The sequence below is a fragment of the Pseudomonas sp. 57B-090624 genome (assembly GCF_003234055.1).
Lineage (GTDB): Bacteria > Pseudomonadota > Gammaproteobacteria > Pseudomonadales > Pseudomonadaceae > Metapseudomonas > Metapseudomonas tohonis.
This window is the reverse complement of the sequence record NZ_QKRU01000008.1, coordinates 14,623-37,695: the sequence shown is the minus strand read 5'-3', so window position 1 is coordinate 37,695 and position 23,073 is coordinate 14,623. Positions and strand designations below refer to the sequence as shown.

Sequence of the window (23,073 nt, the reverse complement as noted above, 5' to 3'; positions counted from 1 at the left end):
TGCCATGGATTGCCAAGAGGGCGCGCGTCCCTGCGCTGAAAGGGCTCAGATCTCCCAGATCAGGTTGACCGCCGCATGGCGGCCGGGCTGGGTGTAGCGCTGCAGGCTGGGGCTGTTCTCGGTGAGCCCACGCACATCGCCCCACTGCCAGTAGTCCTTGTCGGTGAGGTTGAACAACCCGGCGTTGACCGAGAACGCCTCGGTGACCTGCCACCAGCCGTTCAGGTCCAGCAGGCCGTAGCCCGAGCTCTGGTACTGGCCGACGGTCTGGGTGCGGTCGATGCGTTCCTTGGCCGCCACCAGGGTCCAGCTCAGGTCACCGCCGAACTTGCCATTGGGCTGTGCATACCCCAGGCCGAAGACGCCCTTGAGCGGGTCGACGCTGTTGATCGGCTGGCCGGTGCCTTCGTCCTTGCCCCGTGCGTAGGCCACGGAGCTCATGGCGCGCCAGCCGGCCCGCATGCCGAGCTTGTCGAGGAAGAGCTCGCCCTTGGCTTCGAAGCCACGGATGGTCACCCGGTCGCGGTTGACGTACTGGAACTCGCCGAAGGGGAAGCCCGGCACGCTGGAGGCGCGGGATACCTGCTCGATGAAATCGTCGTAGCGGTTGTAGAACAGCGCGGCGCCGAAGCTGCCGATCTCGTACTTGCCGCGCAGGCCCAGTTCGAAGCTGTCGCTGGTCTCGGCCTTGAGGTTGGTGTTGGCCAGGGTGCGGTACATGCCCGGGTTGATGAACTCGCCGAAGATCTCGATCGCCTGCGGGGCGCGGAAGCCGGCGGCGTACTGGCCGTACACGCTGTGCTGGTCGTCGACCTGGTAGGTCACGCCGAACTTGGGGGATACGGCCGAGTCGGTGAAGTCGCTCGGGTTGGCGTCGGTCGCCTGGCTGTTGAGGTAACGCGTGGTGGCGTGGGGCTTCATCGCGTAGTAGTCGTAGCGCAGGCCCGGCAGCAGGGTCCAGCGGCCGATCTCGATGTTGTCCTGGATGAAGGCCGCGTATTCGTTGGTGGTCGGGTCCGGGAAGTCGCTGGTCGGCAGCACCGGTGTGTTGACCCCGGTGGCGATGACGGTCTCGCCGCCTTCGCGCAGGTCGGCGTTCTTCAGGCGCTTGAGGTCGGTGCCGTAGACCAGGGTGTGCTGGCTGCCGGCGATGCTGAAGGACTTGTCCAGCTTGCTGTTGAGCACCCAGAGCTTCTCCTCGTAGTGGGAGTCGCGGGTGCGGAAGCGCGCCGAACCCGTGACGACGCGGTTCTCGTAGGTGCGCTGGCGGGTCTGGCTGTCCTGGTAGCTGAGCTGGTTCTGCAGGTTGTCCGCTATGGGGCTGTCCAGCTGCAGGGTGTGCAGTAGCGAATAGCGCTCGCGGTCGACGCTGTCGCGCGCATCCTGGGTACGGATGGTGGCGGTGTTGCTGTAGTTGCTCAAAACCTTGGTGTCGGTGTCGTCCTGGTAGCGCTCGTAGGTCAGTTGCAGGCGCTGGCCTTCGGCGTAGTTCCAGCCGAGTTTGGTGAGCAGGTTGTCGGTGGTGTAGTCGACCGGGTTGGCTTCCTCGCGGGTCGCGCCGATGCCACCGATGTCGCCCTGGGTGTCCAGTGCCTGGCCGGTGCGGCGGCCGATGTGCACCAGGCCATCGACGTTGCCTTGGCGGGCGGCGAGGGTGGTGCTGCGCAGCCAGCTGTCGTCGGAGCCGTCGTAGCCGGTCTTCAGGCGGGCGTAGGTGTCATCGCCTTCGTCCAGGTAGTCGGCCGCATCCTTGGTGAGGAAGCTCACCGCGCCGCCGATGGCGTCGCTGCCGTACAGCGAGCTGGCCGGGCCACGGATGATCTCCACCTGCTTGAGGGTGTCCGGGTCCACGTAGTCGCGCTGTGCGCTGAGGAAGCCGCCGAAGGAAAAGGCGTCCGGCATGCTCACGCCGTCCACCTGCGTCAGCACGCGGTTGCCGCCGATGCCCCGGATGGTGAAGCCGGACAGGCCGAAGCGGCTGCCCGTCCCGCCGACCGACACACCCGGCTCGTAACGCACCAGGTCCTGAATATTTTTTACGTTCTTCTGGTCGATCTCTCGTTCAGTCATTACCGACACCGTGTTCGGCACCTGGTCGAGCGTCTGCTCGCTGCGGGTGGCGGTCACCGTGACGGTGTCGAACTGGGTCGCGGTCTTTTCCGCGGCCAGGGCGAGGGAGGGCGACAGGAGCAGCAGGGCCAGCCAGGGGCGGCGGGCGAAGGGGGGGCGAGGCGACATGGATGGACTCCCGGGTTCAAGGCGCGTCCAGGGGCCGGCCGGGCACTTCTGGTGTGGCTGGAAGCCACGGGCGTCATGCCGCGGGTGCCTTTCCCGATGGCCGTCCTGGTCATCGCTTTCGCCGGCCTCTCTGGTGATCGCAGGTTGGCATCGGTGGCGAACATAATGAGGTTGACAGTCAAATGCAAACAATTATCAAATTGATTCGTATTTGTGAGTTCGGGCTTGAACATGCCGCGTATTCCACTCTGCCTCGCGCTGTCGCTTATCGCACACGGGGGGCTTGCATGGCTCCTGCACGATCTGCGGGCGGAGCCGGCTATCGCCCGGGGAGAGGCCCGGGCGGACGTGGTGCACCTGGTCAGCCTGGTCGAACCGGCGCCTGCCGTGGCTGAGCCCGTGGCGCGCCCGGTACCGGCTCCCCGCAAGGTGGAACCACAGAGCCACCCGGTCGCGGAAGCCAGGCCCGTTGCCGTAAAGCCGCGCCTGGTCAGTCCCGAAGTGCCCGCGCGCAAGGTCGTGCGCAGTGAGCCGCAGCCGCACCCACAGTCCCGCTCCAGCAGCGAGCCGAGCGTGGCGCAAGTGGCACCTTCGACGCCCAGCGCGGCCCCGCAGTCGGCACCCGCCCGGCAGGCCGCCAAGTCGCCGAAGGCCGAGGTGGTCATCGACCAGCCTTCCTTCCTCACACCGCCCAAGCCCCCGATCTACCCGGCCCAGGCGCGCCGTCGCAACCAGCAGGGCGTGGTCCTGGTGGAGGTGCGCCTGGACGAGCGCGGTGGGCTGCGGGAGATGAAATTGCTGCGTTCGTCAGGCATCGAGAGCCTCGACGAAGCGGCCATGAACGCGGTCGCCAGCTGGCGCTTCCGTCCTGAGGTCCAGGACGGCGAGCCGGTGCCGAGCCGCGTGAGAATACCCATTGAATTCGCCCTTACGGCGAGCCGTTGATCCTGAAGGAGTGACACCATGACTGCCCTCAACCAAACCGCCACGGCGGGCCCCGCCCTTTACCAGGCCTGGCAGACGCTGCGTGGCGAGGAGCCGCGCCTGCGTGCCCGTGACGCCGCCGAGCGCCTCTCGGTCAGCGAGGGCGAGCTCACCGCCAGCCGCCTGGGCGTGGATGCCGTGCGCCTGCGCCCCGAGTGGGCGAGCCTGCTGCCCGCGCTGGGTGAGCTGGGCCCCATCATGGCGCTGACCCGCAACGAGCATTGCGTGCATGAGCGCAAGGGCGTGTACCGCGAGGTCTCGGTCATGGCCAACGGGCAGATGGGCCTGGTGGTGTCCGCCGACATCGACCTGCGCCTGTTCCTCGGTGGCTGGTCCAGCGTGTTCGCCGTGGCCGAAGAAACCCCGCGCGGCACTCAGCGCAGCATCCAGATCTTCGACAGGCAGGGCGTGGCCGTGCACAAGGTGTTCCTCACCGAGCGCAGCGAAGTCGCCGCCTGGGCGCCGCTGGTCGAGCGCTTCCAGGCCGAGGAACAGAGCGCCGAGCTGGACCTGCAGCCGCTGCCCGCCGCCGAGCCGGTCAAGCCCGATGCCGAGATCGACGTCGCCAGCCTGCGTGAAGGCTGGTCAGCCCTCAAGGACACCCACCACTTCTTCGCCCTGCTGAAGAAGCACGGCGCGGCACGCACCCAGGCCCTGCGCCTGGCCGGCACCGAATGGGCCGAGAAGCTGGACACCGCCGAACTGCCGCGCCTGCTGGAGGCGGCGGGGGATAAGCAGATCCCCATCATGGTGTTCGTCGGCAACCGCCACTGCATCCAGATCCACAGCGGCCCGGTGCAGAACCTGAAGTGGATGGACACCTGGTTCAACGTGCTCGACCCCGAGTTCAACCTGCACCTGAAGACCCCGGGCGTGACCGAGCTGTGGCGGGTACGCAAGCCCAGCAGCGACGGCGTGATCACCAGTTGGGAAGCCTTCGATGCCGAAGGCGAGCTGGTGCTGCAACTGTTCGGCGCGCGCAAGCCGGGCATCCCGGAGCGGGAAGACTGGCGTGCCCTGGCCGAGACCGCCCCGGCGCTCTGACGCCTGGCCGAGCTCCGGCCCGATCCATCCCGACGCCCCGCCCCTGCCGGGGCGTCGTTCCGCCTGAATCTGAAGGAGTCATAGGATGCGTGTTGCTGTTTCCCTTGCCGGCCTGTGCGCCGGCCTGTTCCTGAGCCAAGCGGCGCATGCCGCCGATCCGTTGCCGCAACGCTGGGTCAGCGCCGGGGGCTCCCTCAGTGAATGGGTGGTGGCGCTGGGTGGCGAGAGCAAGCTGGTGGGCGTCGACACCACCAGCCTCCATCCCGCCTCGCTGAAGTCGCTGCCGAGCATCGGCTACCAGCGCCAGTTGGCCGCCGAGGGCATCCTCTCGCTGCGCCCGGACATGCTGCTGGGTACCGAGGAAATGGGCCCGCCGCCGGTGATCGAGCAGGTCAAGGCAGCGGGGGTGCGCATCGAACTGCTGCCGTCCAGGGCCGAGCTGCCGGTGCTGGAGAAGAACCTCACGCTGATCGGCGGCCTGCTGGGTGACGAGGCCCGCGCGCAAAAGGTCTTCGCCGACTACAGCCAGCGCTTCGAGCAACAGGCCCGGTGGGTCGCCGAGACCCGGCGCACGCAGGAGGCGCCGCGCGTCCTGCTGCTGCTCGGCCATGCCGGCAGCAACCCCATGGCTGCCGGCAAGGACACCGCCGCCGCCTGGATCATCGAGCAGGCCGGTGGCCGGAACATCACCGATCACCTCGGCTACAAGGCGATCTCCAACGAGGCGCTGGCGGCGCTGGACCCGGACGTGGTGGTGTTCGCCGATCGCCGCCTCGAAGGCGAGGAAGCCAAGGCCGCGCTGCTCAAGCAGAACCCCGCCCTGGCCATGACCCGTGCCGGCAAGCAGGGCCGCCTGCTGCCGCTGGACCCGACCCTGCTGGTGGGCGGCCTCGGCCCGCGCCTGCCGGATGGGGTGGCCGCGCTGTCCGCGGGCTTTTATCCTCAGGCACCGGCCCTGACCGCCAACAGCCAGAACCAGCCATGACCCCAGCTGTACATTCGCGCCCCCTGTTCATCGCACTGGGCGCCTTGCTCGCGCTCGCCCTGTGGCTGTCCCTGGCCCTCGGCCCGGTGAGCCTGCCCCTGGGCGACACCCTGCGCGCGGCCCTGCGCCTGGCCGGGATGCCGCTCGCGCCCGCAGGCCTGGAGCAGGCCGAACTGATCCTCGGGCAGATCCGCCTGCCGCGCACCCTGCTGGGCCTCGCCGTCGGCGCGGTGCTGGCGCTGTCTGGCGTGGCCATGCAGGGCCTGTTCCGCAACCCGCTGGCGGACCCCGGCCTGGTCGGCGTTTCCAGTGGCGCGGCCCTCGGCGCGGCGGTGGCCATCGTCGGTGGTGCGGCCCTCGGCGGGCTGCCCGAGAACATCGCGCCCTACCTGCTGTCCGCCTGCGCCTTCGCCGGTGGCCTGGGGGTGACGGCGCTGGTCTACCGCCTCGGCCGGCGCGACGGGCAGACCAGCGTGGTGACCATGCTGCTCGCCGGCATCGCCCTCAACGCCCTGGCTTTCGCCTGCATCGGTTTGTTCACCTACCTGGCGGACGACGCCACGCTGCGCACCCTGACCTTCTGGAACCTGGGCAGCCTCAATGGCGCCAGCTATGCGCGGCTGTGGCCGCTGCTGCTGATCACCGGGGCGGTGGCGCTGTGGCTGCCGCGCCGTGCCAAGGCGCTGAACGCCTTGCTGCTGGGCGAGTCCGAGGCGCGCCACCTGGGCTTCGAGGTGGAGAAGCTCAAGCGCGAGCTGGTGCTGTGCACGGCGCTGGGCGTCGGTGCTGCGGTGGCTGCTGCCGGGCTGATCGGCTTCATCGGCCTGGTGGTGCCGCACCTGGTGCGCCTGGTCGCCGGGCCGGATCACCGTGTCCTGCTACCGGCCTCGGCACTGGCCGGTGCCAGCCTGCTGCTGTTCGCCGACCTGGCCGCGCGCCTGGTGCTGGCGCCGGCGGAGATGCCCATCGGCATCGTCACCGCGCTGATCGGCGCGCCATTCTTCCTTTATCTGCTGCTGCGGGGGCGTCACTGATGCTGCGTGTCGAACAGCTTGAAGTGCACCGTGGCAGCACCGTGGTGCTGGCGGGCGTGGACCTGGAGCTGCGCCCCGGCGAAGTGCTGGGCGTGCTCGGCCCCAACGGCGCGGGCAAGAGCACCCTGCTTGGCGCGTTGAGCGGCGAGCTGGCCCTGGCCGCCGGCCAGGTCAGCCTGGAGCGCCGCCCGCTTGCCGAATGGGCCGGCCCGCAACGTGCCCAGCGCCTGGCGGTGTTGCCGCAGAGCTCGACCCTGAACTTCGGCTTCCGCGTCGAGGAAGTGGTCGGCATGGGCCGCCTGCCCCACGCGACGGGCCGCGTGCGCGATGCGGAAATCATCGGCGAAGCCCTGGAGGCGGCCGATGCCGCGCACCTGGCCGGGCGCAGCTACCTGGCGCTGTCCGGCGGCGAGCGCCAGCGCGTGCACCTGGCGCGGGTGCTGGCACAGCTGTGGCCGGGCGCGCAGGGGCAGCACCTGCTGCTGGACGAGCCCACCTCCATGCTCGACCCCCTGCACCAGCACACCACCCTGCAGGCGGTGCGTGATTTCGCCGGGCGTGGCGCCGCGGTGCTGGTGATCCTTCATGACCTGAACCTGGCGGCGCGCTACTGCGACCGCCTGCTGCTGCTCTGCGACGGGCGCCCCCATGTGCTGGGCACGCCCGACGAGGTGCTGCAACCCGAGCCGTTGAAGGCCGTGTTCGGCCTCGACGTGCTGGTGCAGCGCCACCCGGAACGCGGCCATCCCCTGATCGTCGCGCGCTGAACGAACCCGAGGAATCCATCCATGCGCCTGCTTCTCCTGCTCGTCATCGCGTCCCTGGCGGCGTGCCAGGCCACCCCGCCCTTGCCCCAGTGGCAGAGCCCGGAGGCCCGCCAGCATGCCGATCTCGGTGTCATCCGCGACCTGCGCAGTGGCCAGACCCTGAGTCCACGGCAATTGCTCGACCGCCTCGCCGAGGCGCCGCGCGTGCTGGTGGGCGAACAGCACGACAACCCCGACCACCACGCCCTGCAGTTGTGGTTGCTGCAGGCGCTGGAAGGCCGTCGCAGCCAGGGCAGCCTGCTGCTGGAAATGCTCAACCCCGACCAGCAGGCCAAGGTGGATGCCGTGCACGCACGTATCCGTTCCGGCGCCGATGAAGGTGAGCTGGAAAGCGCGCTGGCCTGGCAGAGGAACTGGGACTGGGCGCTGTACGGCCCGATCGTGCGCCATGCGCTGGCCCAGCCCTACCCGCTGCTGGCGGCGAACCTGGATCGCAGCGAGATCATGCGCATCTATGGTGAGCAGCCAGCGCTCAGCGGCACCGCCTCGACCACGGCCACCGTCCAGGACGCCCTGCGCGAGCAGATTCGCGAATCCCATTGCGGGCTGCTGCCGGAGAGCCAGTTCCCGGCCATGCTCGCCGTGCAGCAGCAGCGTGACCGGCGCATGGCCGAGCGCCTGCTGGCGGCCCCGCAACCGGCGCTGCTGTTCGCCGGTGCCTTCCATGTGCGCCGCGACCTGGGCGTGCCGCTGCACCTGGCCGATCTCGGAGCGGGGCAGGGCAGTGCGGTGCTGATCCTCGCCGAGGCCGGCAAGACCGTGGAGCCGGGCAGCGCCGACTACGTCTGGTACACCGCCGCGCTGCCGGCCAAGGATCACTGCGCCGAGTTGCGCGAGCGGATGAAGCCGGCTCAGTGATCCGAGTCGATGATCACCTCCTCGCCCAGCGCTCCGTTCTCCGGTAGCGGCTGGTTGGTCGAGGAGGCGGCGCGCATCACCCGGACGCCGCGGATGCCGGCGTCCCGCGCCGAGCGGATGTCACTGTCCGAATCGCCGTAGTAGAGCGCGATGCCCTGCTGGCGGATGAACGCGGCCTTCTCCGGGCCGGACGAGAAGATCACCTTGTTCATCGCCTTGATGGCGAAGGTCTGCTGGAGGATCTCGCTGAGCTTCTCCCCGGGTGTGTTCGGCCGGCCGGTGATGAAGAAGATGCGGTCGCCCCGGGCCTGGTGCAGGTCGATCAGCCTGCGCCCCACCTCCTTGGGCAGCGAGTAGCGGTCGCAACCGCCGTTGGTTTCCTGCCAGAAGCGCATGTCGTGCAGGTAGGCGTCGCTGCCTGGCGAGTACTTCTGCTTGCCGTGGTAGAAGCAGGGGCTGGAAAACAGCAGCGTGTCGTCGATATCGAAAGCGACGCTGATGGGCGCCTGCCCCGACAGGCTGCTGCCGATCTCCTCGACCGAAACCCAGTGCACCTCCGAAGGCAGTATTTCCTCCGCCAGCAAGGCGGCAGGCAGGGTTGTCGCTACGGCCAGGGCCAGGGCGTGGATCGTCTTGCGCATTGCGTACTCCGTCGATGGGTTGCTCGTCGGTTGGCTAGCAACCGGCATGCCGCCACAGGCGCGGAAAGGCTTGCGTCGCGCGCTGCGGCTGCCCCCATGAAACCTGACGGAGATGACAGGTTGATAAATTGTCGGACGATATCCGTTTGATCCTGTCTGTTGAGACAACTTGGTGCGGGCTTTTCGTGGAAGTCGCCAGATTGGGGCATGGACAGGTGTGACCTGATCGGCATTCATTGGCCAGGAGCCTCTGCTGCGGGCCATGCAAATCAAACGCTTATTTCAATACTGATTGTGAAGTCAGTTTCTGGCACGCTCCGTGCTGTCATCAAAGCGTTACATGAACTCGCCATCATTCGCGCCAATCCTGCGTTGATGGTCAGGATCAAATGAGGGCAGGTTGAGGCCGCCCATCGCTGATGACTGTGGGAGGTTGTGTCCTCATGCGTAGCTGGGATGTTGCGAAGAAGAAGAAGGCCCACATCGAGATCATCCCGATGATCGATGTGATGATGTTCCTGCTGGTGTTTTTCGTGCTGGTGAGTCTCAACGTGATTCCCGCCGTAGGCATCAAGACGCAGTTGCCGACGGCCGCCCATGCCCAGCAGCTGAAGCCGCAGAACAAGGCGGTGATCACCCTGGGGCTCGACGAGAAGTTGCAGCTCGATGGCCAGGATGTCAGCGAGAGCCTGCTGGTCGAACAGTTGAAAGTGCTGGAAGGCACGGCCGAGAAGTTGGTCATCATCATCAATAGCGACCAGGGCGTGGAAGTTAAGCGCCTGGTGGCGGTGATGGACTTGCTCAAGGGCAATGGCTTCTCTTCCGTTTCCATCGCCACGCGTAAATCCTGACGCCATGTTTCCTATCTATCGAACTCGCAAGTTCATTGCGTGTGTGCCGGCGGCTTGCCTGCTTCTCGTATTCGTTTATTCCGCCAGTTCGCAGAGCTTGCAGATGAAACCCAAGTACGACGACAGCGCCGTGGAAATCGCGCTGGTGGATCCGGCCGATTTCATGCCGCCACCGCCCGAGCCGGAACCCGTGGTCGAGGCGCCGCAGCCGGAACCCGAGCCGCTGCCCGAGCCCGAGGTCGAGGAGCCGGTGGTGATCGAGCCGCCGAAGCCCAAGCCCGTTCCCAAGCCGGTGCCCAAGCCCGTGGTGAAGCAGGTGGAGAAGCCCAAGCCGCAGGTGGTCAAGCAGGAGCCCAAGCCCGCACCGCCCGTGGTGGCCAAGGCCGCGCCGGCACCGGCCCCGACGCCCGCGCCGGCCCCGGTGAGCGTGCCGGTGGCGCCGCCGCAACCGCGCGTCGACAGCGCGGCACTGGAGGGTGTGTACACCGCCGCCCTGCGCAAGGAGTTGGAGAAGTACAAGCAATACCCGCGTGGTCGCGAGGCGTCGTTGCAGCGCCCCGAAGGCAACGTGGTGGTCTGGCTGTTGGTGGACCGAGTGGGAAATGTCCTGGATGCGGGCATTGAAAGCAAGGCAACGAACATGTTGCTGAACAAGGCTGCACAAACAAGTTTGCGTCGATTGGAAAAAGTTTCGCCTTTCCCGAGCGAAGCCTTCCAGGGAAAAGACAAACAGCGTTTTACCGCGACCTTTAGTTACAACGTCGAGTGATCAAGTACCCATAACTAAACCAATAAACGAAGGCGTTCCTTTTTATCGAGGAGTTTGGTCCGTGAAGTTTAATAAGTTATTTGCAATGTTCCTGGCCGCTGGCCTGGGGGGATGGACGATGGCGGCCCTGGCGGCTGACGAGTCCGGCAATTCCGTTGACGTGGGCAAGGTGAAGGTCACCGGGCAGAACCTGGGCAATGGCCAGATGGTGGTGGAGAGCGCGCCGAAGTCGCGTTCTACCGTGACCAAGGAAGCCCTGGAGAAGATGACCGCCACCGGCAACGCCATCGACAAGCTGAAGTACACCCCGGGGGTCAACGTTTCCAGCGATGACTCCAGCGGCCTCAGCGGCTTCAACTTCACCATGCGCGGGATGAACTCCGACCAGGTCGGCGTTTCCCTCGACGGCATTCCGGTGAACGATTCGGGCAACTACAACCTCTACCCGAACCTGCTGGGCGACCCGGAGAACCTGGGCGAAGTCTTCGCCACCCAGGGCTCTTCCGAGATCGATGCGCCGCACATCGGCTCCTCCGGCGGCAACATCGGCCTGGTGACCCTGCGCCCCGAGAAGGACTTCGGCGTCTTCGGCAAGCAGACCATCGGCAGCAACAACCTGCGCAAGACCTTCGTGCGCCTGAACACCGGCAAGTACAACGGCTTCAGCAACTACATCTCGGCGTCCCACACCGAGGGTGACAAGTGGCGCGGCGAAGGCGTGCTGCGTGCCGACAAGGTCACCCTCAACAGCCTGTTCGAGGATGGCGAAGGCAACTCCCTGAATGCGGTGATCAACTACCACAAGCAGGAAAACTACAACTACTCGAACCCCAGCAAGGCCCAGTTCAAGACCTACGGCCGCGACTTCGACTACCTGGACGACCCGCGCTACAACAGCAACGGCAAGATCATGACCGGCAGCGGCAGCTCGGTGAACGGCGTGACCCGCGGCACCGGCTACTCGGTGCTGATGCGCAACCCCTTCGAAAACGTCACCGCCTCGCTGACCGGCCGCTTCCAGCTGCGTGACGACGTGTTGCTCACCGTGGCGCCCTACTACTACTGGGCCAACGGCGGCAGCTTCGGCAGCTTCACCGGCCCCTATTCGCTGAACCGTGGCACCAGCAACACTGGTGGCAACTACAACCTGGGCAACCTGCCGACATCGGGCCAGCTCAACGCCGACGGCACGCCCAACAGCGGCCTCTACTACCGGCCCTCGATCACCGAGACCTGGCGCCCCGGCATCAACACCAGCATCAAGTGGGACATCAACGACGAGCACAGCTTCAGCACCGGCTACTGGTACGAGCGCGCCCGCCAGCGCCAGACCCAGCCCTTCGTGCCGCTCACCCCGGATGGCAAGCCTGTGGATATCTGGGCCGGCTACCACGACTCCGAGCAGGCGCGCGACGCCAACGGCAACGTGATCCAGGGCCGCAACTACTTCACCGTGACCCCGGCGCACAAGCTGTTCGCCCAGGACGTCTGGTCGGTGACCCCGGACCTGACCCTGACCGCCGGCATCGCCTACGACTACTCCGAGCGCAAGGGCGACAACCGCGGCAGCCTCACCGAGAAGAAAGAGAAGCGCAACAAGACCTACCACGAGCTGCTGCCGAGCTTCAGCGCCCAGTACCTGCTGGATGACGAGAACCAGGTCTTCTACAACCTCACCCGCAACATGCGCACGCCGCCGAACTACGTGCTCTACAACAAGGGCGATTCCATCAGCCTCGAGCCCGAGCTGAGCTGGAACCATGAATTCGGCTGGCGCTATGCCGTCGAGGACATGGCCCTCAGCGCCACCCTGTTCTACCTGACCTTCGAGAACCGCCAGGTCTCCAGCCGCGACGAGGCCGGCGACTACGTGATGCTCAACGTCGGCGACGTGGTCAACCAGGGCCTTGAGCTGGAGTGGAGCGGCCTGCTGCCGCACAACTTCAACTACTACGCCTCCTACACCTATACCGAGGCCGAGCAGAAGGACAGCGTGCGCTACCGCGGCGTGGACCTGCCCACCGAGGGCAAGACCGTGGCCGGTGTGCCGAAGAACATGCTCAACCTGAGCCTGGGCTACGACGACGGCCTGTACTACGGGAACATCGTCGGCAAGTACGTCAGCCGCCAGTACGGCGACCTGACCAACGACGAGAGCATCCCCGACTACGCCATCGCCGACCTCAACCTGGGCGTGCACCTGCCGGTGCAGGGCACGGCGCTGAAGAGCGCGGCGGTTCGCCTGTCGGTGAACAACCTGTTCGACAAGGAATACCTCTCCGGCGTGCGCACCACCCAGTTCAACGCCGTGACCTACTCGCAGGGCAGTGCCTCGGCGTTCGGCAGCTCGCCGTACTACACCATCGGCGAGGAACGCACCGTTTCGGTCAGCTTCGAAGGCTCCTTCTAATCCACCCCGAAGTCCGCAGGGCCTTCGGGCCCTCCGGCACACCTGAGTTCGCTGGAGGTACCACATGAATATGGATCTGCTGCACGACATCACCTTCTACGTGATGTACGGCGCCGCCGCCCTGGCGGCCTTCATCGCCGTGGAACGCGGCATCTTCTTCGCCTACAGCCTGCGCCAGGCGGTGAAGCTGGAAGCGGCGCTGGTGCCGAGCATGCACGGCATCGACGAGCTGCCGGCCGCGCTGAACGGCCGCAAGAGCCTGCCGCTGGAGATGATCGACCAGCTGTTCGAGCAGAAGGGCGCGGTCAGCTCCCACAAGGACCTGGAAGACCTCAGCGAATCCATCTACATCGCCACCCGCGGCAAGCTGATGCACGGCCTGTGGATCCTCGAGACCGTGGTCACCGCGGCGCCGCTGCTGGGCCTGCTGGGCACCATCCTCGGCATCATCGACACCTTCCGCGCCCTGGCCGAGGCCGGCGTCTCCGACCCGGGCGAAGTGTCCAAGGGCATCGGTACCGCCCTGTTCGCCACCGCGCTGGGTATCGCCATCGCCCTGGTGGCGATGATCTTCCACAACCACTTCCAGGACCGCGTCGAGCGCATCACCGACCACCTGAAGATCCTCCTGCTGCGTGCCGGCATGGGCACCGTGGTCCGCACGGCGGCGCCGGTCGCCAACGGCCAGTTGCAGCCGGCCTGATGCGCGCAGGGGAGTCACGCATGTCCCGTTCCCTTGCCCGCAGCCGCTTGCTGGGCGCACTCCTGCTCGCCGGCCTGGCCGGTTGCGGGCAGGAAGCTGTGCAGCCGGTGGCGGTGAACCTGGTGGCGATCAACGATTTCCACGGCTACATCCAGGGCAGCAGTTTCCGCTACCCGGACCCGGCCAACCCCGGCAAGACGCTCTCGGTGAACGCCGGCGGCATCGCCACCCTCGGCGGCATGCTGGCGGAGCTGCGCAAGCAGGACCCGCAGCTGCTGTTCATCGGCGCTGGTGACCTGGTGGGCGGCAGCCCGCCGATCTCCGCCATGTGGGCCGACGAGCCCAGCCTGGAGGCGCTCAAGGCCATGGGCCTGCGCTTCACCGCCGTGGGCAACCACGAGCTGGACCTGGGCAAGGCCGAGCTGCTGCGGCAGATTCACGGCGGCTGCGAGTCGCCGCGTCCGGAGAAGGCCTGCAGCTTCCGGGGTGACTACAAGGGCGCCGGGTTCGACTACCTGGCCGCCAACCTGGTGGACAGCACCACCGGCAAGCCACTGCTGCCGGCCTACCGCATCGAGGAGGTGAAGGGGGTCAAGGTGGCCTTCGTCGCCGCGATCCTGCGCGATGTCGCCAGCGTGGTCCGCCCCAGCGGCCTGGCCGGGCTGGAGGTGCGTGACGAGGCCGATTCGATCAATGCGCTGATCCCCGAGATCAAGGCCGCCGGTGCCAACGCCATCGTCGCCGTGGTGCACCAGGGCGGCAGCACGCCGGAGCCCTTCGACAAGCCCGCTTGCCAGCAACTGGGTGGGGACATAGTCGAGGTGGCCAAGCGCCTGGACCCGGCAGTGGACCTGCTGATCAGCGCCCACAGCCACCAGGGCTACCTGTGCCAGGTGGGCAAGCTCCCGGTGACCCAGGGCTCCTCCTACGGCCACCTGCTGACCCGGCTCACGCTGGACGTGACGCCAGGGACCCACAAGGTGACCCGCGTCGAGGCCCGCAACCTGCTGGCCGACCCGACGCGCTATGCACCGGACGAGAAGCTCGCCGCGCTGCAGGGCGAGATCGAGGCGCGCAGCGCCGTGGTGCTGGCGCGGCCCATCGCCCGCCTGGCGGCCCCCGAAGTGCGTCGCGAAATGAACGAGGCGGGCGAGTCGGCCATGGGCGACCTGATCGCCGATGCGCAGCTCGCCGCGACCCGCTCGCAGGGCGCGCAGCTGGCGCTGATGAACCCGGGCGGCATCCGTGGCGACCTGGCACTGGAGCAGGGGCTGGAGACGGTCAGCTACTCCCAGGTGGCCGGCTCGCAGCCCTTCAACAACACCCTGCACCTGCTGACCCTGAGCGGCGCGCAGCTGGTGGCGCTGCTGGAGCAGCAGTGGCGGGGCGGGGGTGGCTTCACACCGCTGCAGGTCTCCTCGTCCTTCACCTACCAGTGGGATGCGGGCAGGCCGCCCGGGCAGCGCGTGCTCGCCGACAGCCTGCGCCTGGATGGCCAGCCGGTGCTGGCGGATGGGCGCTACCGGGTGGTTTCCAACGCCTTCCTGGCGGAGGGCGGCGACGGCTTCAGCCTGTTCCGCGAAGGGACGGAGCACCGCGACAGCGGCATTTCCGACCTGGACGCGCTGATCGACTACCTGGTGTCCCGGGACCAGGCCGGCAGCCCGGCGGGGGCGGCCGAGGGCGCGGGACGCATCCGCCGTGTGGATGTTGCGGTCAGTCAGCGGGAATAGCGGTTTGCGACAAGGAGGCGCCCGCACGACGGGCGCCCGATAACCATAAAGAAGGCGACCCAGAGTCCCGGACGGTACCCATGAACGATGTTGCTCGATCCGCTCTGTGCGAGCGGTTGTTGCCCCAGGCCATCGAGGCGGCGGCACGTACCTACAGCCCCTATTCCCGATTCCCCGTCGGGGCGGCGCTGCTCACCCATGACGGCCAGGTGATCCTCGGTTGCAACGTGGAAAACGGCTCCTACGGCCTGACCAATTGCGCCGAGCGCAGCGCGCTGTTCGCCGCCATCAGCCAGGGCCATGCGCCGCGCAGCTTCAAGGCGTTGCTGGTGTTCGCCCCGGAGGTTCCGGTGATCAGCCCCTGCGGCGCCTGCCGCCAGGTGATCAGCGAGCTGATGGCGGCCGACTGCCCGGTGATCTGCTGCGGCAGCGACCCGGAATCGACCCGCCTGTGGCGCGTCGACGAGCTGCTGCCCGGCGCCTTCGCCCTCTAGAACGACGACAAGAACAACGACGCACCTTTCTTCCGGGGAATCCATTTCATGATCGGCATGCTCGGCATCCTGATGTTGCTGGTAATCGCGTACCTGTTGTCCTCCAAGCGCAGCGCCATCAACCTGCGCACGGTCGGCACGGCCTTCGTGCTGCAGGCGGGCTTCGCCGCCTTCGTGCTCTACGTGCCCTGGGGGCAGAACTCCCTGGCGGCCATGTCCAATGTGGTCAGCAGCCTGGAGGACAGCGCCACCAAGGGCATCGACTTCCTCTTCGGCGGCCTCAACAGCACGAAGATGTTCGACCTGTTCGGCGGGGGCGGCTTCGTCTTCGCCATCAAGGTGCTGCCGGTGATCGTGTTCTTCAGCGCCTTCATCGCGGTGCTCTACTACCTGCGCGTCATGGACGTGATCATCTCGGTGATCGGTGGCGCCTTGCAGCGCGCCATGGGCACCAGCCGCACCGAGTCGCTCTCGGCCACCGCCAACATCTTCCTCGGCCAGACCGAGGCGCCGCTGGTGGTGCGGCCCTACATCCCGCACATGACCCGCTCCGAGCTGTTCTCGGTAATGGTCTGCGGCCTGGCCTCCACCGCCGGCTCGGTGATGATCGGCTACGCCAGCCTCGGTGTTGACCTCAAGTACCTGATCGCCGCGAGCCTGATGTCGGCGCCCGGCGGCATGCTCATGGCCAAGCTGATGGAGCCCGAGAGCGAGACGCCCCAGGACCGGCCGGACCTGATCGAAGGCTACGCCGACGACCGTCCGGCCAACGTGCTCGACGCGGCCGCCGCCGGTGCGTCCAGCGGCCTGCAGCTGGCGTTGAACGTGGGCGCGATGCTGCTGGTGTTCATCGCCCTGGTGGCGGTGCTCAACAGCCTGATGGGCTGGCTCGGCGGCTTCGTCGGCTACCCCGGCGTGACCCTGCAATTGCTGCTGGGCTACGCCTTCGCTCCGGTGGCCTGGCTGCTTGGCGTGCCCTGGGCCGAAGCCATCCAGGCCGGCGGCTTCATCGGCCAGAAGATCGTGCTCAACGAGTTCGTCGCCTATGTCGACTTCGCCCGCTACATCAATCCGATCCAGGCGTCGGCCGCCGGTGTCGAGGTGCTCAGCGCCCACACCCAGGTGATCGTCACCTTCGCCCTGTGCGGCTTCGCCAACCTGTCCTCCATCGGCATCCTGCTGGGCGGCATGGGGGTAATGGCGCCCAACCGCCGCAAGGACCTCGCCCGGCTCGGGGTGCGTGCGATGATCGCCGGCACCCTGGCTAACCTGATGAGTGCGGCTCTGGCCGGACTGTTCGTTTCGCTCTGAATCACTGCAACGGGATGCCGGCTCATGGCGCATCCCTGGGGAATGTTCCGAATGACTCAATTGACGGATACCGAACTGGCCCGGTTGGCCATCGGCCTGCTGGACCTGACTTCGCTCAACGACGATGACGACGAAGCCGCCATCGCCGCGCTCTGCCAGCGCGCACTGACCGCCGAGGGGCGGGTGGCGGCGCTGTGTATCTACCCGCGCTTCATCGGCTTCGCCCGGCGCACCCTGGAGGCGCTGGGCGCCGGTGACCTGCGCATCGCCACCGTGACCAACTTCCCCCAGGGCGCCGACGACATCGCCGCCGCCGTGCGCGAGACCGCTGCGGCGGTGCTCGATGGCGTGGATGAAGTGGACCTGGTCTACCCCTATCGCGCGCTGTTGGCCGGCGATGCCGAGCGTGGCCGCGAGATGGTCGCTGCCTGCAAGGCCGCGTGCGGGGAGCGGGTGCTGCTCAAGGTGATACTCGAAACCGGCGAACTGGCCGACCCGGAGCTGATCCGCCAGGCCAGCCGCGATGCCATCGCCGCCGGTGCCGACTTCATCAAGACCAGCACCGGCAAGGTGGCGGTCAATGCCACGCCCGAGGCCGCGGCGCTGATGCTCGAGGTGATTCGCGAGATGGGCGGTCGGGTGGGCTTCAAGCCGGCCGGGGGCATCCGCACCCTGGCCGATGCACGCCGCTATATCGAACTGGCGGCCGCTGAGCTGGGCCTGGACTGGATCGATGCCCGTCACCTGCGCCTCGGTGCCTCCAGCCTGCTCGGCGACCTGCTGCGGGTGCTCGGCCAGGCCGATGCCGCTGTATCGGAGGGCTACTGATATGTGGCTGGCGCAGGAAGTGATCCGTCGCAAGCGCGATGGGCTGGAGCTGGCGGGTGAGGACATCCGCCGCTTCGTCGAAGGCATCAGCGATTCCAGCCTCAGCGAGGGCCAGGTGGCCGCCTTCGCCATGGCGGTGCTGCTCAAGGGCATGAGCCTGGACGAGCGCATCGCCCTCACCACTGCCATGCGCGACTCCGGCCAGGTGCTGGAATGGAACCTGCCCGGCCCGGTGGTGGACAAGCACTCCACCGGTGGCGTGGGCGACCTGGTGAGCCTGGTGCTGGCGCCGCTGCTGGCGGCCTGCGGCTGCTACGTGCCGATGATCTCCGGGCGCGGCCTGGGGCACACCGGTGGCACCCTGGACAAGCTGGAAAGCATCCCCGGCTACTGCACCCGGCCCGACCCCGAGCGCTTGCGTGCGGTGGTGGCCGAGGTGGGCTGCGCCATCATCGGCCAGACCGCCGACCTGGCGCCGGCGGACAAGCGCCTGTACGGCATTCGCGATGTCACCGGAACGGTGGAGTCGGTTGACCTGATCACCGCGTCCATCCTGGCGAAGAAACTGGCCGCCGGGCTCGACGTGCTGATCATGGACGTGAAGAGCGGCAACGGCGCCTTCATGAGCGATCCGCAGCAGGCCGACCTGCTGGCGCGCAGCCTGGTGGCGGTGGCCAATGGCGCCGGCGTGCGCACCCGTGCGGTGATCTCCGACATGAACCAGCCGCTGGCCCGCAGTGCTGGCAACGCCCTGGAAGTGGAAGAGGCGCTGGCCCTGCTCAAGGGCGAGGTGCGCAGCCCGCGCCTGTGGGAGGTGACCCTGGTGCTGGCCGAGGAAACCCTGGTGGCCGCCGGGTTGGCGGAGGACTGCGCCCAGGCCCGCGAGCGCCTGCTGCAGGCCTGGCGCGACGGCGCGGCGCTGCAACGCTTCAACCTGATGGTCGATGCCCTGGGCGGCCCCCGGGGCCTGCACCGCGAGCCCTGGCGCCACCTGCCCTGGGCGCCTGTGGTGCACCCGGTGCATGCCGAGCGCGGGGGTATCGTCCAGGCGGTGGATACCCGCGCCGTCGGGCTCGCGGTGGTCGCCCTGGGCGGCGGTCGCAAGCGCCCGGAGGACGAGGTCGACCCGGCGGTGGGCTTCAGTGCGCTGGCGCTGCCCGGCGAGCGGGTGGGGGGTGAGCAGCCGCTGGGGCTGGTGCATGCGCGGGATGCCGCCAGCGCCGAGCGTGCGGCGGCGGCCCTGCGCGCGGCCTACCAACTGGGCGACGGCGAGGCGCAGGTCGCCGAGCTGATCGGCCAGCGTTACTAGGAGCGGACCATGGGCAGAGCCTTGTTGCTGGTCCTCGACTCCTTCGGCATCGGTGCTACGGCCGATGCCGTGCGCTTCGGCGACCAGGGTGCCAACACGCTGCTGCACATCGCCGAAGCCTGTGCCCGTGGCGAAGCGGATGGTCCCCTGCGTAGCGGCCCGTTGCATTTGCCCAACCTGGAGCGCATGGGGCTGGGCCATGCAGCGGCAGCCAGTGCTGGCGCCTATGCGCCGGGCTTCGATCCCGAGGCGCCCGTCATCGGTGCCCACGGCCATGCCCGCGAGCTGTCCAGCGGCAAGGACACGCCGTCCGGCCACTGGGAGATGGCCGGGGTGCCGGTGCTGTTCGACTGGGGCTACTTCGCCGAGAAAGAGAACAGCTTCCCGCCCGAGCTGCTGGATGCGCTGATCGAGCGCGCCGGCCTGCCGGGCATCCTCGGCAACTGCCACGCCTCGGGCACCACCATCCTCGAGGCGCTCGGCGAGGAGCACCTGCAGAGCGGCAAGCCCATCTGCTACACCTCGGCGGACAGCGTGTTCCAGATCGCCGCCCACGAGGAGGCGTTCGGCCTGGAGCGGCTCTACCAGCTGTGCGAGATCGCCCGTGGGCTGTGCGATGACTGGAACATCGGCCGGGTGATCGCGCGGCCCTTCGTCGGCACCTCCGCTGCCGATTTCCGTCGCACCGGCAACCGCCGTGACTACGCCGTGCCGCCCCCCGCGCCCACCCTGCTGGACCGGCTGGTGGAGGCGGGCGGGCAGGTGTTCGCGGTGGGCAAGATCGGCGACATCTTCGCCCACCGGGGCATCAGCCGGCTGTACAAGGGCGACGGTAACGAGGCGCTGTTCGAGGCCACGTTGCAGGCCTTGGCGCAAGCGCCGGAACGCACCCTGGTGTTCGCCAACTTCGTCGATTTCGACATGCTCTTCGGCCACCGCCGCGACATCGCCGGTTACGCGCTGGCGCTGGAGGCTTTCGACCGTCGCCTGCCTGAACTGCTGGCGGCGATGGGGGAGGGCGATGTGCTGGTGCTGGCTGCCGACCACGGCTGCGACCCGAGCTGGCCGGGCAGCGACCACACCCGCGAGCACATCCCGGTACTGGCCTTCGGTGCCGGCATCACGCCCGGCAGCCTGGGCGAGCGCGGCAGCTTCGCCGACATCGGCCAGAGCCTGGCCACCTTCTTCGACCTGCCGGCCTGCACGCATGGCGAGTCCTTCCTCAAACCTGAATCCGGAAACCTGTAGATGGCCACTCCCCATATCACCGCCCTGGCGGGCGACTTCGCCGAAACCGTGCTGATGCCGGGCGACCCGCTGCGGGCAAAGATGATCGCCGATACCTACCTGACGGACGTCCGCCAGGTGAATGCGGTGCGCAACATGCTGGGCTTCACCGGCTTCTACCAGGGCAAGCGCATCTCGGTGATGGGCTCGGGAATGGGCATTCCCTCGCTGTCGATATACGCCCATGAGCTGTTCAGCCAGTACGGCGTGCAGCGCATCGTCCGTGTCGGCAGCTGCGGCTCGTTGCAGGACGGCGTGAAGGTCGGCGACCTGGTGATCGCCCAGGGCGCGTCCACCGATTCGGTGGTCAACCGCAAGCGTTTCGGCGGCTTCGACTTCGCCGCCCTGGCCGACTACCGGCTGCTGGAGCGCACCGTGCGCCGCGCCGACGAAAGCGGGCAGGCGGTGCACGTGGGCAATGTGTTCTCCGCCGACCTGTTCTACGAGCCGGACCCGGCCTGGGCCGCGCGCATGACGGGCATGGGCGTGCTGGCGGTGGAAATGGAGGCTGCGGGCCTCTATGGCGTGGCGGCGGAACTGGGACGCCAGGCCCTGGCGGTGCTGACGGTGAGCGACCACCTGATCAGCGGCGAGAAGCTGACGGCCGAGCAGCGCCAGGACGACTTCCACGACATGGTGCGCCTGACGCTGGACGCCATGACCCTCGATCACTGAACCATTTCCTTGCGCGTGGGTGCGACGTCCAGGCGCGCCCGGGGGCGCTTCATGCCTGGGCACAGCCATTAGGAGGAAACATGCAGCACAACGGATTTCGTCGGGCGCTGGGCGCCGGTCTCTTCATCGGCAGCCTGCTCTGGGGCGCGCAGGCGGGTGCCTGGGGTCAGCTGGGCCACGCGGTGGTGGCGGATATCGCCGAAGCGCAACTGACGCCAGCGGCCAAGGCGGAGGCCGATCGCCTGCTGGCGCTGGTGCGCCAGCAGCACCTCTCCGCCGTCGCCAGCTGGGCCGACAACCTGCGCAACATGCCCGACTTCCAGGCGCTCTGGGAGCAGACCCGCGCGCAGCACTACATCAACTACAAGACCGACGACTGCACCTACCAGGCTCCGCGCGATTGCCCGGACGGCCAGTGCGTGGTGGCGGCCATCGAGCGCAACGCCGCGCTGCTGGCCGACCCCAAGGCGAGCGACAACCAGAAGGTCATGGCGCTGATGTTCGTGGTGCACTTCGTGGGTGATATCCACCAGCCGCTGCACAACAGCTACCGCCTGGACAAGGGCGGCAACGACTTCCCGGTGGTGGTCGGCGGCCGCGACTACAACCTGCACAGCGTCTGGGACAGCTACCTGCTGGCCAGCCGGCGCCTGGACCAGGCGGCCTATACGGCGAAGCTGTCCGAGGACCTGCCGAAACCCGAGGCGGGTACGCCCGCGAGTTGGTCGGGGGAGTCCTGCGCCATCGTCCGTGACGACGACCTGTACCCGAAGACCGGCGGCAAGAAGGCCTTCAAGCCTGATGCGTTCAAGCAGTCGAAGAGCGAGGAATGGGCCCGTCGCGGCACCCAGGGTGGCGACGAGGACGGCGAGGCAGGTGGCAGCCAGGACACCCTGGATCGCCGTTACCTGAAGAAATTCCTGCCCCTGGCCGAGCGCCGGGTGCAGGAAGCGGGTATCCGCCTGGCGCTGTTGCTAAACGCCAACCTGCCGGAAGGCGCGCCGAAGAAGTAGCGGGGCGCGCTGGGCGGCACATTCTCGCAGGCAAAAAAAGACCCGGCAAAAGTGCCGGGTCAATAACCGTGATTAGCCTGATGAGGAGATAATCTGAAGAGTCCGACTGCTTGGTCTCCCAGCTTACCGGCTGATCTCGCGATCAGTTGCGGTAATAATAACAATTCTCATTTCACTGTCAACGCTTTCTGCGAATTATTTTCATCTCGCTCGTCGAGGTGGGCTGTAAAGCACAAACCCCGGCACTTGGCCGGGGTTTCCGTTGGGACGCCTGAGGTCACTCCGCCGGCTTGGCCAGGCGTTGCTGGGTGACTTCCTTGTTCAGCAGGTCGATGCGGCGGGCCATGCTCTCGATCAGGCTGTGGGCGATGCGCGGGTTGCTTTGCATCAGGCTGAGGAACTGGTCCTTGGGGATCACCATCACCGTGCAGGGCTCGCTGGCGACCACGGTGGCGCTGCGCTTCTCGCGGGTGAATACCGCCATGGCACCGAAGATCTCGTCCTTCTGCACGTCACCGACCTTCTGCCCGTCGACGAAGGCTTCGGCATGCCCTTCGATGATGATGAACACGTGGTCGGCTTCGTCGCCCTGGTGGATCAGTTCCTCGCCGGCGGCAAAATGCTGGAAGCCGGTGGCGGGGCGGATCTCGGGTTGCTTGAGGCGGGCGAGTGCGTCGGAGAGCAGGGCGGTGTGGCCTATCAGGTACTGGATGAACAGCTCCTGGCCCTTCTCGCTGCCGTAGATGTGCTTGAACACGTCACCACGGGCGTAGGGGACCAGGCTGAGCGGCTCGTCGCTGCGGTAGCGGCAGCTGGGCAGCTCGATGCCCTGGCGCAGGCCGACCAGGTCGCCCTCCTGGAGGTAGAACAGCGGGCGTTCGTCGACGAGCGCATGCAGCAGGCCGTTCTCGATGAGGAACAGCTGGTTGCCGGGCAGCACCTTGGCCAGGTCCTCCACCGCATCGAGGCGCAGCGGCGGGCCCGAGGGCTCGAGCCCATCGAGCAGCTGGCCGGGAATGCTTTGCAGTCGGTTGATCAGCTGGTCGGCGTAAGCAGGTTGCTCCCCGAGTAGGTACATG

21 protein-coding genes are annotated in these 23,073 nt (G+C 67.5%); 18 read left to right on the top strand and 3 right to left on the bottom strand.

What is annotated here, in order from left to right; translation table 11 throughout:
- Positions 1-45 precede the first annotated feature (45 nt).
- Positions 46-2,238: a TonB-dependent hemoglobin/transferrin/lactoferrin family receptor gene (locus tag DMX10_RS05445; protein ID WP_111260136.1), complete on the bottom strand. Its 2,193-nt coding sequence runs from the start codon at positions 2,236-2,238 to the stop codon at positions 46-48.
- 351 nt (positions 2,239-2,589) lie between these two features.
- On the opposite strand from DMX10_RS05445, the gene DMX10_RS05440 reads away from it, so the two are divergent.
- The 6 genes from DMX10_RS05440 to DMX10_RS05415 all read left to right on the top strand — a co-directional run bounded on the left by DMX10_RS05440 (position 2,590) and on the right by DMX10_RS05415 (position 7,970).
- Positions 2,590-3,183, top strand: a complete 594-nt coding sequence (locus tag DMX10_RS05440) for an energy transducer TonB (RefSeq protein WP_158545576.1) — start codon at positions 2,590-2,592, stop codon at positions 3,181-3,183.
- Positions 3,184-3,201: 18 nt separating this feature from the next.
- Complete coding sequence (locus DMX10_RS05435) at positions 3,202-4,266, top strand: hemin-degrading factor (protein WP_111260134.1); 1,065 nt, start codon at positions 3,202-3,204, stop codon at positions 4,264-4,266.
- 85 nt (positions 4,267-4,351) lie between these two features.
- Positions 4,352-5,251: a hemin ABC transporter substrate-binding protein gene (locus tag DMX10_RS05430; protein ID WP_111260133.1), complete on the top strand. Its 900-nt coding sequence runs from the start codon at positions 4,352-4,354 to the stop codon at positions 5,249-5,251.
- On the top strand, positions 5,248-6,285 hold the full coding sequence (locus DMX10_RS05425) for an iron ABC transporter permease (protein WP_069561603.1): 1,038 nt from the start codon (positions 5,248-5,250) through the stop codon (positions 6,283-6,285). The genes DMX10_RS05430 and DMX10_RS05425 overlap by 4 nt, the downstream gene beginning before the upstream one ends.
- Positions 6,285-7,052 (top strand): heme ABC transporter ATP-binding protein, encoded by a 768-nt coding sequence (locus DMX10_RS05420; RefSeq protein WP_111260132.1) that lies wholly within the window; start codon positions 6,285-6,287, stop codon positions 7,050-7,052. Before DMX10_RS05425 ends, DMX10_RS05420 begins: the two co-directional genes overlap by 1 nt.
- Before the next feature lie 21 nt (positions 7,053-7,073).
- The gene (locus DMX10_RS05415; RefSeq protein WP_111260131.1) at positions 7,074-7,970 is read left to right on the top strand and encodes a ChaN family lipoprotein; all 897 of its coding nucleotides are present in this window, start codon (positions 7,074-7,076) and stop codon (positions 7,968-7,970) included.
- Here the strand turns inward: DMX10_RS05415 and aphA are convergent.
- Entirely contained in the window at positions 7,964-8,611 is a 648-nt protein-coding gene (gene aphA / locus DMX10_RS05410; protein ID WP_111260130.1) for an acid phosphatase AphA, read from the bottom strand. The two genes, DMX10_RS05415 and aphA, sit on opposite strands and share 7 nt — an antisense overlap.
- A gap of 443 nt (positions 8,612-9,054) precedes the next feature.
- On the opposite strand from aphA, the gene DMX10_RS05405 reads away from it, so the two are divergent.
- The 12 genes from DMX10_RS05405 (at position 9,055) to DMX10_RS05350 (ending at position 21,994) form a co-directional block, all read left to right on the top strand.
- Positions 9,055-9,462, top strand: a complete 408-nt coding sequence (locus DMX10_RS05405) for a biopolymer transporter ExbD (RefSeq protein ID WP_021219306.1) — start codon at positions 9,055-9,057, stop codon at positions 9,460-9,462.
- A gap of 4 nt (positions 9,463-9,466) precedes the next feature.
- Entirely contained in the window at positions 9,467-10,231 is a 765-nt protein-coding gene (locus DMX10_RS05400; protein ID WP_111260129.1) for an energy transducer TonB, read from the top strand.
- Positions 10,232-10,292: 61 nt separating this feature from the next.
- Entirely contained in the window at positions 10,293-12,641 is a 2,349-nt protein-coding gene (locus DMX10_RS05395) for a TonB-dependent receptor domain-containing protein (protein WP_178082924.1), read from the top strand.
- Between the two features lie 64 nt (positions 12,642-12,705).
- Complete coding sequence (locus tag DMX10_RS05390) at positions 12,706-13,344, top strand: MotA/TolQ/ExbB proton channel family protein (RefSeq protein ID WP_111260127.1); 639 nt, start codon at positions 12,706-12,708, stop codon at positions 13,342-13,344.
- Positions 13,345-13,364: 20 nt separating this feature from the next.
- Entirely contained in the window at positions 13,365-15,077 is a 1,713-nt protein-coding gene (locus DMX10_RS05385) for a bifunctional UDP-sugar hydrolase/5'-nucleotidase (RefSeq protein WP_111260126.1), read from the top strand.
- Between the two features lie 80 nt (positions 15,078-15,157).
- The gene (cdd, locus tag DMX10_RS05380; protein WP_031287624.1) at positions 15,158-15,571 is read left to right on the top strand and encodes a cytidine deaminase; all 414 of its coding nucleotides are present in this window, start codon (positions 15,158-15,160) and stop codon (positions 15,569-15,571) included.
- Positions 15,572-15,619: 48 nt separating this feature from the next.
- Positions 15,620-16,882: a NupC/NupG family nucleoside CNT transporter gene (locus DMX10_RS05375; protein WP_178082923.1), complete on the top strand. Its 1,263-nt coding sequence runs from the start codon at positions 15,620-15,622 to the stop codon at positions 16,880-16,882.
- 51 nt (positions 16,883-16,933) lie between these two features.
- Complete coding sequence (gene deoC, locus DMX10_RS05370; protein WP_178082922.1) at positions 16,934-17,710, top strand: deoxyribose-phosphate aldolase; 777 nt, start codon at positions 16,934-16,936, stop codon at positions 17,708-17,710.
- Between the two features lies 1 nt (position 17,711).
- Positions 17,712-19,019, top strand: a complete 1,308-nt coding sequence (gene deoA, locus DMX10_RS05365; RefSeq protein WP_111260123.1) for a thymidine phosphorylase — start codon at positions 17,712-17,714, stop codon at positions 19,017-19,019.
- Between the two features lie 9 nt (positions 19,020-19,028).
- Positions 19,029-20,267: a phosphopentomutase gene (locus DMX10_RS05360; RefSeq protein ID WP_111260122.1), complete on the top strand. Its 1,239-nt coding sequence runs from the start codon at positions 19,029-19,031 to the stop codon at positions 20,265-20,267.
- Positions 20,268-20,981, top strand: a complete 714-nt coding sequence (gene deoD / locus DMX10_RS05355) for a purine-nucleoside phosphorylase (RefSeq protein ID WP_111260121.1) — start codon at positions 20,268-20,270, stop codon at positions 20,979-20,981.
- Positions 20,982-21,061: 80 nt separating this feature from the next.
- Complete coding sequence (locus DMX10_RS05350) at positions 21,062-21,994, top strand: S1/P1 nuclease (protein WP_111260120.1); 933 nt, start codon at positions 21,062-21,064, stop codon at positions 21,992-21,994.
- A 277-nt stretch (positions 21,995-22,271) separates the two neighbouring features.
- Here DMX10_RS05350 and DMX10_RS05345 read toward each other — a convergent pair whose 3' ends face one another.
- Positions 22,272-23,072 carry a cyclic nucleotide-binding domain-containing protein gene (locus DMX10_RS05345; RefSeq protein WP_021219294.1) on the bottom strand — a complete coding sequence of 267 codons (801 nt, stop codon included), beginning with the start codon at positions 23,070-23,072 and terminating at the stop codon, positions 22,272-22,274.
- Position 23,073 lies beyond the last annotated feature (1 nt).

Bases quoted from the DNA above. Each gene is read 5' to 3' on its own strand.
- DMX10_RS05390 (WP_111260127.1), top strand. From the start codon at position 12,706: ATGAATATGGATCTGCTGCACGACATCACCTTCTACGTGATGTACGGC.
- DMX10_RS05350 (WP_111260120.1), top strand. From the start codon at position 21,062: ATGCAGCACAACGGATTTCGTCGGGCGCTGGGCGCCGGTCTCTTCATC.
- DMX10_RS05415 (WP_111260131.1), top strand. From the start codon at position 7,074: ATGCGCCTGCTTCTCCTGCTCGTCATCGCGTCCCTGGCGGCGTGCCAG.
- DMX10_RS05360 (WP_111260122.1), top strand. From the start codon at position 19,029: ATGGGCAGAGCCTTGTTGCTGGTCCTCGACTCCTTCGGCATCGGTGCT.
- DMX10_RS05405 (WP_021219306.1), top strand. From the start codon at position 9,055: ATGCGTAGCTGGGATGTTGCGAAGAAGAAGAAGGCCCACATCGAGATC.
- cdd (WP_031287624.1), top strand. From the start codon at position 15,158: ATGAACGATGTTGCTCGATCCGCTCTGTGCGAGCGGTTGTTGCCCCAG.
- deoA (WP_111260123.1), top strand. From the start codon at position 17,712: ATGTGGCTGGCGCAGGAAGTGATCCGTCGCAAGCGCGATGGGCTGGAG.
- DMX10_RS05445 (WP_111260136.1), bottom strand. From the start codon at position 2,238: ATGTCGCCTCGCCCCCCCTTCGCCCGCCGCCCCTGGCTGGCCCTGCTG.
- DMX10_RS05435 (WP_111260134.1), top strand. From the start codon at position 3,202: ATGACTGCCCTCAACCAAACCGCCACGGCGGGCCCCGCCCTTTACCAG.
- deoC (WP_178082922.1), top strand. From the start codon at position 16,934: ATGACTCAATTGACGGATACCGAACTGGCCCGGTTGGCCATCGGCCTG.
- DMX10_RS05425 (WP_069561603.1), top strand. From the start codon at position 5,248: ATGACCCCAGCTGTACATTCGCGCCCCCTGTTCATCGCACTGGGCGCC.
- aphA (WP_111260130.1), bottom strand. From the start codon at position 8,611: ATGCGCAAGACGATCCACGCCCTGGCCCTGGCCGTAGCGACAACCCTG.
- DMX10_RS05375 (WP_178082923.1), top strand. From the start codon at position 15,620: ATGATCGGCATGCTCGGCATCCTGATGTTGCTGGTAATCGCGTACCTG.
- DMX10_RS05420 (WP_111260132.1), top strand. From the start codon at position 6,285: ATGCTGCGTGTCGAACAGCTTGAAGTGCACCGTGGCAGCACCGTGGTG.
- DMX10_RS05430 (WP_111260133.1), top strand. From the start codon at position 4,352: ATGCGTGTTGCTGTTTCCCTTGCCGGCCTGTGCGCCGGCCTGTTCCTG.
- DMX10_RS05345 (WP_021219294.1), bottom strand. From the start codon at position 23,072: ATGTACCTACTCGGGGAGCAACCTGCTTACGCCGACCAGCTGATCAAC.
- DMX10_RS05385 (WP_111260126.1), top strand. From the start codon at position 13,365: ATGTCCCGTTCCCTTGCCCGCAGCCGCTTGCTGGGCGCACTCCTGCTC.
- deoD (WP_111260121.1), top strand. From the start codon at position 20,268: ATGGCCACTCCCCATATCACCGCCCTGGCGGGCGACTTCGCCGAAACC.
- DMX10_RS05400 (WP_111260129.1), top strand. From the start codon at position 9,467: ATGTTTCCTATCTATCGAACTCGCAAGTTCATTGCGTGTGTGCCGGCG.